The organism is Thermodesulfobacteriota bacterium (genome assembly GCA_036482575.1).
Lineage (GTDB): Bacteria > Desulfobacterota > GWC2-55-46 > GWC2-55-46 > JAUVFY01 > JAZGJJ01.
In genome coordinates this window covers 1-9,550 of the sequence record JAZGJJ010000237.1, presented here as the reverse complement: position 1 = coordinate 9,550, position 9,550 = coordinate 1, and the positions used below count along the sequence as shown (strand labels likewise).

Annotated in this window: 11 protein-coding genes; 7 read left to right on the top strand and 4 right to left on the bottom strand. The window is 57.3% G+C overall.

Annotated features, from left to right (window positions below; all coding sequences use genetic code 11):
• The 4 genes from V3W31_10525 to V3W31_10510 all read right to left on the bottom strand — a co-directional run.
• Positions 1-182 (bottom strand): hypothetical protein (locus tag V3W31_10525; GenBank protein MEE9615365.1); only part of this gene is annotated, 182 nt, incomplete at its 3' end.
• A 248-nt stretch (positions 183-430) separates the two neighbouring features.
• A complete protein-coding gene (locus tag V3W31_10520; GenBank protein MEE9615364.1) occupies positions 431-601 on the bottom strand; it encodes a hypothetical protein in 171 nt (56 codons plus the stop codon).
• Positions 602-718: 117 nt separating this feature from the next.
• Positions 719-994: a thermonuclease family protein gene (locus V3W31_10515; GenBank protein MEE9615363.1), complete on the bottom strand. Its 276-nt coding sequence runs from the start codon at positions 992-994 to the stop codon at positions 719-721.
• Positions 995-1,093: 99 nt separating this feature from the next.
• Complete coding sequence (locus V3W31_10510; GenBank protein MEE9615362.1) at positions 1,094-1,615, bottom strand: hypothetical protein; 522 nt, start codon at positions 1,613-1,615, stop codon at positions 1,094-1,096.
• Between the two features lie 649 nt (positions 1,616-2,264).
• On the opposite strand from V3W31_10510, the gene lsrF reads away from it, so the two are divergent.
• From lsrF to V3W31_10475, 7 genes are all read left to right on the top strand, one after another.
• Positions 2,265-3,062 carry a 3-hydroxy-5-phosphonooxypentane-2,4-dione thiolase gene (gene lsrF / locus V3W31_10505; protein ID MEE9615361.1) on the top strand — a complete coding sequence of 266 codons (798 nt, stop codon included), beginning with the start codon at positions 2,265-2,267 and terminating at the stop codon, positions 3,060-3,062.
• Positions 3,063-3,147: 85 nt separating this feature from the next.
• Entirely contained in the window at positions 3,148-4,173 is a 1,026-nt protein-coding gene (locus tag V3W31_10500; GenBank protein ID MEE9615360.1) for an alcohol dehydrogenase catalytic domain-containing protein, read from the top strand.
• Positions 4,174-4,181: 8 nt separating this feature from the next.
• The gene (locus V3W31_10495; protein MEE9615359.1) at positions 4,182-5,054 is read left to right on the top strand and encodes an NAD(+)/NADH kinase; all 873 of its coding nucleotides are present in this window, start codon (positions 4,182-4,184) and stop codon (positions 5,052-5,054) included.
• A 57-nt stretch (positions 5,055-5,111) separates the two neighbouring features.
• Positions 5,112-6,797 carry a DNA repair protein RecN gene (gene recN / locus V3W31_10490; GenBank protein MEE9615358.1) on the top strand — a complete coding sequence of 562 codons (1,686 nt, stop codon included), beginning with the start codon at positions 5,112-5,114 and terminating at the stop codon, positions 6,795-6,797.
• A gap of 5 nt (positions 6,798-6,802) precedes the next feature.
• Complete coding sequence (locus V3W31_10485; protein ID MEE9615357.1) at positions 6,803-7,252, top strand: N-acetyltransferase; 450 nt, start codon at positions 6,803-6,805, stop codon at positions 7,250-7,252.
• 3 nt (positions 7,253-7,255) lie between these two features.
• Positions 7,256-8,617 (top strand): TldD/PmbA family protein, encoded by a 1,362-nt coding sequence (locus V3W31_10480; protein ID MEE9615356.1) that lies wholly within the window; start codon positions 7,256-7,258, stop codon positions 8,615-8,617.
• Positions 8,618-8,722: 105 nt separating this feature from the next.
• A partial coding sequence (locus V3W31_10475; GenBank protein ID MEE9615355.1) for an aconitase family protein occupies positions 8,723-9,550 on the top strand: 828 nt, incomplete at its 3' end.

The window sequence follows — 9,550 nt, the reverse complement described above, 5'->3', positions numbered from 1 at the left end:
GTGGTTCCCGGACCCTTATACGCCCGGATCATCCATGTCTTTTCAGCTAAATGATCTCTCCTGCATTTCTCGTATGAAACTTGACTCATGGATTCCGGGCATAACCCATGGATTCGTTTTTCATTTTCAGCCCACTCGACCATCTCTTCATTCCATAGACCTACCCACCCGATCGATGACAACTTTGCTTCTTCCGCGGCCAGGTTTGAGATAGGCGATAGTAGGAAAATTACTGATAATATTAGGCGGCTATGCAATATTTTCTTCGTCCGTGTATTCAGGTAACGTTGGGGGTCAGCCTTGTGGTAGTCATCCTGAGCCGTTCGACAAGCTCACGACGGGCCTGTCGTAAATCGTTCGCCCTGAGCCTGTCGAAGGGTGAACGACTTCCTTAGCTCGTTTCTTTAATCTGGTACTCGATGATAGGCGCCTACGGCTTGCCGGGATTGGGCTTCTTGTCTCCGATGCCGGGGTTGGATTTCTCGCTCCCGATGCCGGGGTGGGGCTTCTTGTTCCCGAGGCCGGGGTTGGCCGTCTTGCAAGAGGTGAGAAGCAGGGGCGCCGCGAAAAGAATGAGCAGTATGATGGTTGCTTTCTTCATGAATGGGGCCTCCTTTGGGGGCGCGTGACGCACCTTTCAGTTACTCCGTCCTATTCCCGCCCTGTAGGAAAATGGGAGTTGTGCCTGTTTTTCCCTGTTGAAGATGGTGTTTTACTTTTATTTTTTCTTCAGTTTTTCCCGCATTTTTTTGTTTACGGATTCTTTCCCCACATAGACGTTGGCTACAGCTCTGCCATATTTATCGCGTGCAACGGTTTCGACTCTCACTTTTTCATCCTTAATCATTTTACGAAGTGCTTCAGTAGCTTTGGCTGCTCTATGCGTACCTTTTTCTGGAGCATCTACATTTGCAAGTCTAACACTTTTCTTGCGGCTTGTTGTCTGGAAGGTGTCGCCATCAATTACCCTGGATACTGTCTCTCTCCTCTTCATACGGGCCTCCTTATGCTTTAGGCTAACAGGGGTGCCGCCTCCAGGACGATTTGTTGGTGCAGGTTTTTTTCTGTGTTTAGTCATTCGCTTTGTCTCTTTTTATTGAGCGGGCACCAGTACACCTAGTGCCTGATCCAGGAGTCTTAAATGTACGATCATGTATCTTTTATAGTAATTCTCGCCTTGATCGATTTCCTTAGTGAAAATATCTTTGTCCGTAACGGTCTTGTAATCACTCCTGGCCCTTATAGAAACAACAGCAAATATGATGGAAAGCAATAATACAATATTAGTAAAAATATATAAGATGGAGAGTGCGTATGTGGTGCTCATATAAAAGATAGTGACATCTTTAATTTTTTCTAGCAACAACCCGCCCAAAGAAAATATTAAAGCAAGGGCTACACCTGCCATACCCAGAATATTCGCAGCCTTTGAATCCAGAGAAGTAGTCCGTTTGCTTTCCACATCCAACAAGCTAAGAGTTAAGTCGTATAACTTGCTTATTATTTCTCCGTCATCAGTACATATATTATCCATCACCTCTTCTATTGAGAGGTCGAATTTTTCTTTTTTGTGTTTTTCAAAAACGCCTTTTTCTATTTTAGAAATAATATTCATAAGGGAAAATAAGGACGGTGATAGTTTAATTTCTTCTTCACACTGATACGGTGGGCTCCGCCCACCGTATCAGTGTTCAAGTTTTTTTGTGGGTTTGCCCACGCTACTGGGCTATTCATTCATCTCCGGGCTTTTCCTTGTAGTAAGCACCATGAACCTCTTTACCATTTTGAATGCTTGGCGTAGGAGTAAACCCTGTGGCAATGTCAAAAGTATCGATAATCCTATGCAAGCGCTTTAGTAAAATTTTTTGGGTCTCCTCATCCGATTTAATTACCACAATAAAGGGGACAGATTTATTTTTCTTCTCCCCTCAATAACCTTTGAATCAGTTCCCTGCTTCTTTAGAGCGGGAGGAGCATCTTGTATAGTACCTTTCACCAAACCACAAGATATGGTGGTTGTCAAGGTCTAATTCGGTCCCTCCGTTAAAAAGTCCGCTTTCTGTGCTTCAACCCCCTGGATCCTGAATTAAATTCAGGATGACAGGGAGGGGGAAGGACGGAATTATTGTTGCCCTTCACGGGCAAATCCCAGGTTTGCTAAAAGGAGTTGACGAAGGGCATATTACCCTGCTATCTTTAAGCGTTACCTTTTTTCTTGAAAAAACGCCAAAAAACCGACCATACCGAAAGGGGGTTTGATTATTATGGACTGGGGAATGAAAAACCGTTTATCCCGCATCATAAAGCCGGATACCGGCAGGACCGTCATGCTGGCCGTGGACCACGGATACTTCCTGGGCCCGACGAGCGGGCTCGAAGAGCCGGGGAAGACGGTCGAGCCGCTCGTAGAATACGCCGATACCCTCATGCTCACAAGAGGGGTCCTCCGGAACTGCGTGGACCCGAACGTGGACGTGCCAGTGGTCCTCAGGGTCTCGGGCGGGACCAGTGTATTGAAGGACGACCTCTCGGACGAGGGGATTACCGTCTCCATGAGGGACGCCGTCCGGCTTAACGTCGCCGGGGTGGCGCTCTCCATATTCGTAGGCGCTCCGAACGAGCGGGAGAGCCTCCTCAACATGGCCGAGCTCATAGACGACGCCGAGGAGCACGGCATACCCGTCCTCGCCGTTACGGCCGTCGGGAAAGACATGGTGCGGGACGCCCGTTACATCGGGCTCGCCACCCGCATAGCCGGGGAGCTCGGCGCGCACATCGTAAAGACCTACTACTGCGACGGGTTCGACAAGGTCGTAAGGTCGAGCCCCGTACCGGTCGTAATAGCCGGAGGCAAGAAGATACCCGAGAAAGACGCGCTGGAGCTCGCCTATAACGCCGTACAGAGCGGGGCCGTGGGCGTTGACATGGGACGGAACATCTTCCAGAGCGAGCATCCGGTGGCCATGATAAGGGCCGTACGCGAGGTCGTCCACAAGGACGCAAAGCCGAAGCAGGCCTTTGACCTCTACAACACCCTCGCGGCAGAGAAGAAGAGCGCCTGAAACTGAAAGGAGTTTGGGGAAAAGTTGGATTTTGTATCCATATGTCCGCTGACCACTGTGGGAACTTTCTCCCGTTAAAAAAAAATTGAAGGCTGCGGTTTACTATAATAACAGCGACGTCCGCGTCGAGGAGGTGCCGACCCCGTCGGCGGGCGCCGGGGAGCTCCTCGTAAGGATTGAGGCCAGCGGCATCTGCGGCTCCGACGTGATGGAGTGGTACCGCATAAAGAAGGCCCCGCTCGTCCTCGGCCACGAGGTGGCCGGGACCGTGGAGGAGGTCGGAGAAGGGGTCGACCGGTTCAAGAAGGGGGACAGGGTCACCGTCGCCCACCACGTGCCGTGCAACACGTGCCACTGGTGCCAGGCGGGCCACCACTCGGTCTGCGAGACGCTAAGGACCACGAACTTCGACCCCGGCGGCTTCGCCGAGTACGTGAGGGTCCCGGCGATAAACGTTGAGCGCGGCACGTTCAGGCTCCCCGAGAAGATGAGCTTTACTGAGGGCTCCTTTACCGAGCCGCTCGGGTGCGTGATCCGGGGTTTCAGGGTCGCCGACTTTCAGCCGGGCAGGCGCGTGCTGGTCGTCGGGAGCGGCCTTGCCGGGCTTCTGCACGTAAAACTCGCGAAGGCGCTCGGGGCCGAGTTCATAGCGGCGACCGACATAAGCGACTACCGGCTGGAGGCCGCGAAGAAGTTCGGCGCGGACCTCACCCTCAGGGCTGACAGGGAGGACGTCCCTGTGCGGATAGAAGACGAGCTTGGCGGCCTGCCCGACCTGGTCGCCGTATGCAGCGCCGAGGACGCGGCCATAACGCAGGCCATGAAGAGCGTTACCAGGGGAGGGACCATACTGGTATTTGCGGCCAGGAAGCCGGGCGAGACCTTTCCGCTTCCGATGTTCGAGCTCTGGCGGGATAACGTTACCATAGTAAACACCTACGCCTCGTGCCCCGAGGATACGCTCGAGGCCATAGGGCTCATAGGCAGCGGGAAGGTCGAGGTCGAGGACCTTGTCACCCACAGGTTCCCGCTCTCCGGCACGGGCGAGGGTTTCGGGCTCGCTCAGCGGGCGGGTGAGTCGCTTAAGGTTATAATAGAGCCGCACGCTTAGGATAGTTCATGGGAAAGCCGATCAAGAATATAGGACTTATAGCCAAGCAGTATAACGAGGAGTTCGTCCGCGCGGCCGAAGGGATAACCGAATGGTTCTCCAAGAGGGGGGTCGGCGTCCATGCCGAGGAGAGGTTCCGCGGAAAGGTGAAGGGGGCCGCCTCCATCACGCGCGAGGAGATGCCGGGGGTCGTGGACCTGGTGGTAGTGCTCGGCGGCGACGGCACGATGCTCTATGCCGCGAGGCTCGTCGGCGGCACGGACATACCGCTCATGGGGATAAACCTCGGGAGCCTCGGCTTCATGGCGGCGGTCGATACCGTCGAGGACGTCTACCCGCACCTTGAGAGGATTATAAAGGGGGAGTTCGAGACCGAGGAGAGGATGATGCTCTCGGTCACGATAGAGAGGGACGGCAAGAGTTCGTCCTACGACGCGTTCAACGACGTCATAATAAAGGGGAGCCACGCGAGGCTCGTCAGGATGGGGGTGCGCATCGACAAGAACTACGTCACCACCTACAGGGCCGACGGCCTTATAGTGGCCACCCCCACGGGCTCCACGGCCTACGCCCTCTCGGCGGCAGGGCCCATAGTATACCCCACCATCCACTCCATAATCGTAGTGCCCATATGCCCCTTCAACCTGACCAACCGGCCGGTGATCATACCGGACTGGATGAACGTGGAGGTGAGCCTGGTCTCGGAGCAGAGGGGGGTGGAGCTGACCCTCGACGGGCAGGTGGAGATGGGGCTCGAAAAAGGGGACGTACTGGACATAAAGAGGTCCGCTAAGAACGTGCACCTCGTGAAGTGCGGAGATAAGGGCTACTTCGACATCCTGAGGGAAAGGCTCATGTGGGAGGGCGTAACGCGTAAGTAACGCCGTCTCCCCCCTTTCCCCCCGCGCCCGTGCGGCACCTGAGGTACCTTCAAACCCATGCTTCTTGAACTCAGCATAAAAGAGCTCGCCATAATAGACGACCTGACGGTTTCCCTCGGCCCGGGCCTGAACGTCTTTACGGGCGAGACCGGTGCCGGTAAGAGCATAATCATCGACGCCATAGACCTGGTGCTCGGCGACAGGGCCTCGAACGAAGCTATAAGGGGCTCGCGGGACGAGGCGCGGGTGGAGGCCATGTTCGACGCCTCGCGCGTGGAGGGGCTCGAAGGTGTCTTCGAAGAGGCCGGCATACCCTCCTCCGAAAACCTCATCATAAAGAGGACCATACAGAGGGCCGGGAGGAACAGGGTCTCCATAAACGGCAGCATCGCCACGCTCATGACCCTTACCGAGGTGGGCAGGCGGCTCATAGACATCTGCGGCCAGAGCGAACACCAGTCCCTTACCCGGCCCGAAGAACACGTGGAACTCCTCGACGCATTCGGCGGGTTCTCTAAAGAGAGACAGGCCATGGCGCGCGCCCACTCCAGATTTAACGGGTTCAGGCGGGAGCTCGAAAAACTCCTCTCCGACGTTAAGAGGTCCGGCGAGGAGCGCGAGCTCCTTTCCTTCCAGTCGAAGGAGATAGGGGCCGCGGCCCTCAGTCCGGGCGAGGAGGAAGGGCTCAAGGCCGAAGTCGAAAGGCTCAAGAACGCCGACAGGCTCGGCGGCCTCTCGGCCGGGGTGGAGGAGGCGCTCTATTCGGGCGAGGGCTCGGTTACGGAAAGGCTCGGCGAGTTCGTAAAGGGGCTCAGGGAGGGCGCGGCCATGGACCCCTCGCTGGAGAAGGCGGCCGCGGCGGTCGAGAAGAACCTCTTCGAGCTCGAAGAGGTGGCGTCCGCGCTCCGGGACTATTCGGCCGCGATAGAGGGCGACCCCACGAGGCTCGAAGAGGTTGAAGCCAGGATAGACGCGATAATCAAGCTCAAGAGAAAGTACGGCGCCACCATAGATGATATACTTAAGAAGAAGGAAGAGATAGACAGGCTTCTCTCGGGCATGGAAGGGTCCGAAGGGAAGCTCGTGGGGCTGAAGGAGCAGGAGTCCGCGGCCAGGGACGAAGCGCGCCGCGTGGCCCTGGCCCTCGGCGAGGCGAGGGTGGAGGCGGCCGCGCGCCTCAAGCAGGCGATAGAGAAGGACCTCGGGGGACTCGGGATGGGCGGCACGGTGTTCGAGGCGTCGGTGGAGGCCGAAAAAGACCCGGACGGCAACCCGAGGACCGGGGAGAAGGGCGCCGACCGCGTTAGCTTCCACATCTCGTCCAACCCCGGCGAAGACTTGAAACCGCTCGCGCGTATAGCCTCCGGAGGCGAGCTCTCGCGTATAATGCTCGCCATGAAGAGGGTTACGGCCGTCGGAAGGGTACCGACCCTCATCTTCGACGAGGTCGATACCGGCATAGGAGGGGGCATGGCCGAGGTGGTAGGCAGGAAACTCAAGGAGGTCTCGAAGACCCACCAGGTGCTCTGCGTCACGCACCTCCCGCAGATAGCCGCGTTCGCCGACAACCACTACGCCGTCGCCAAGGTAGAGAACGAAGAGGGAAGAACGGTCACAAGGGTAAAGGAGCTAAGGGGCGAGGAGAGGGTGGGCGCCATAGCCACAATGCTCGGGGGAGAGAAGGTCACTGATACGATGGTGAAGCACGCAACGGAACTCCTCCAAAACGCAGGAAAGGTTTAGGACGGTTGGTAAGGAAGGCGAAATTAGAGGACGTAAAGGCCGTATACGAATTGGTGGAGGCGTTCGCTAGGAAGGGCGAGATGCTCCACCGCTCGATAGTGGAGGTCTACGAGAACATCAGGGACTTCTTCGTCTACGAGGAGGACGGTTCGGTCGTGGGCGCCTGCGCCCTGCATATATGCTGGGAGGAGATGGGGGAGGTAAGGTCGCTCGTGGTAGGGAAGGAAGCCGGGGGAAAGGGGATAGGCAGGGCGCTCGTTACCGCCTGCCTGGACGAGGCCCGGACCCTGGGGCTCAAGAAGATATTCGCGCTCACCTACGCTCCGGCCTTCTTCGAAAAGCTCAAGTTCCGTTCCATAGACAAGGACGTCCTGCCGCAGAAGATATGGGGCGACTGCGTTAAATGCGTCAAGTTCCCCAACTGCGACGAGAACGCCGTCATAATAGAGTTGTAGCTTATGGGTAGAGATATACTTAAAGAAACCGGCGCGGAGCGGGCGGTCGATATCCTGAAGGAAAAACTCTCCGGCAGGGTCGACGCCTACGAGATATACGTTTCCGTCGGCAGCGGGCTCGTGGCCGAGGCCAGGGACGGGGCCATAGACTCCCTTAAGGTACGTTCGAGCGCGGGCGTGGGCCTTAGGACTATCGCCGGCGGAAGGCCGGGCTTCGGGTTTTCGAGCGTGCTTACCGGGGACGCGCTCTCGGCCATGGTCGATGACGCCGCTGCGGGAAGCCGCGCGGCTTCGGAGGACAAGTTCCTATGCCTCCCGGGCCCACAGCCGGCCGAGACGCCCTGTGGCCTTCTCGACCCGGCTATAGAGACCATATCCGAGGAGGAAAAGTTCAAGACCGCCATCCTCATAGAAGAAAGCGCAAGGGGGTTCGACAAGAGGATACAGAGGGTAAGGAAGGCGAGCTACAGCGAGTCGATAAGCAGCGCGAGGACCGTCAACTCCAGCGGCGTGGACGTGAGCCATACGGCAACGTTCTTCTCGGGCTCGGTCATGGCCGTCGCGGGCTCTAACGGGGATTCTCAGATGGGTTTCGAGATAGGCATGGGCCACGGGAAGGAGGACGTTGAGGCCTCGCTTGTGGGCCGGGAGGCCGCCCGGAGGGCCGTGGAACTCCTCGGCGCCGGGAAGGCCGAGACCGGAAAAGCCCCGGTGGTGCTCGAAAATACCGTCGTGATGGACCTCCTCGGCGCGCTCCTCGGCTCGTTTCTCGCCGATAACGTTATAAAGGGAAAGTCCATGCTCGCCGGGAAGCTGGATAAAATCGTGGCCTCGCCTCTTCTGAACCTATGGGACGACGGGCTGCTCCCCGGCGGCTGGTCTTCCTCGGCCTTCGACTGCGAGGGCGTGCCGAGGCAAAAGACCCCGCTCCTTAGCCAGGGGGTCTGTCGGGCGTTCCTCTACGACACCTACTGGGCGGCGAGGAAAGGGGATATCTCCACGGGCAACGCCAGAAGGAGTGGTTTTAAGGGCATGCCCACGATCGGCACCTCCAACGTATATATAGAAAAAGGGGAGGGCGGGGAGTTGACGGAACTCTTTAAAAAGATGGATAAGGGCTTTTTCATAACCGAGTTCATGGGTGTGCACACCATAGACCCGGTAAGCGGGGATTTTTCTCTCGGGGCCGCGGGTTTTAAGGTCGAGGGCGGGGTCAGGACAAACCCGGTAAGGGGCATGGCCGTTGCCGGGAACCTCATGGAACTCCTCAAGAAGGTCGAGGCCGTGGGGAGCGACCTCCGCTTCATAGGCTCGGTCGGCGCGCCGAGTATCCTCGTGGGCGAATTGGACATTAGCGGGAGTTGACAACGGGATTTTTTTCATGTACCCTTTATTGCCTCGCGCCTGTGGAAAGCGGGGCTTTTTCAGGTTATAATTAAAGCTTACGTCCAATAAAAAGGAGGAACCTAAGTGGGAAAGGGAAAAAACGTTACGCAGAAGATAATCGAGAACCATCTGGTCTCGGGAGAGTCCGTGGCCGGGAGCGAGATCGGCATCCGTATCGACCAGACGCTCACCCAGGACGCCACCGGCACCATGGCCTACCTTCAGTTCGAGGCCATGGGAGTGGACAGGGTAAAGACGAAGCTCTCGGTCAGCTACATCGACCATAACACGCTCCAGTACGGGGGTTTTGAGAACGCGGACGACCACAAGTTCCTTCAGACCCTGGCCGCCAAGTACGGCATATACTTTTCACGGCCCGGCAACGGCATCTGCCACCAGGTGCACCTCGAACGGTTCGGCGTGCCGGGGCAGACGCTCCTCGGCTCGGACAGCCACACCCCCACCTGCGGCGGTGTAGGCATGATGGCCATGGGCGCGGGCGGACTCGACGTGGCCGTGGCAATGGGAGGGGGGGCGTTTAACCTCAACTACCCCAAGGTGGTGCTCGTTAACCTGAAGGGGAAGCTGAAACCGTGGGTCTCGGGCAAGGACGTTATACTCGAGCTCTTAAGGAGACTTTCGGTAAAGGGCGGCGTCGGGAAGGTCATAGAGTACGGGGGCGAGGGGATAAAGAGCCTCTCGGTCCCGGAGCGGGCGACGATCACCAATATGGGAGCCGAGCTCGGGGCGACCACTTCAATCTTTCCGAGCGACGAGGTAACGCTCGAGTTCTTGAAGGCCCAGGACCGTGAGAAGGACTGGGTCGAGCTAACGGCGGACACGGACGCGGCCTACGACGAAGTGGTCGAGATAGACCCGAAGAAGCTGGAGCCCATGATAGCCAAGCCGCAC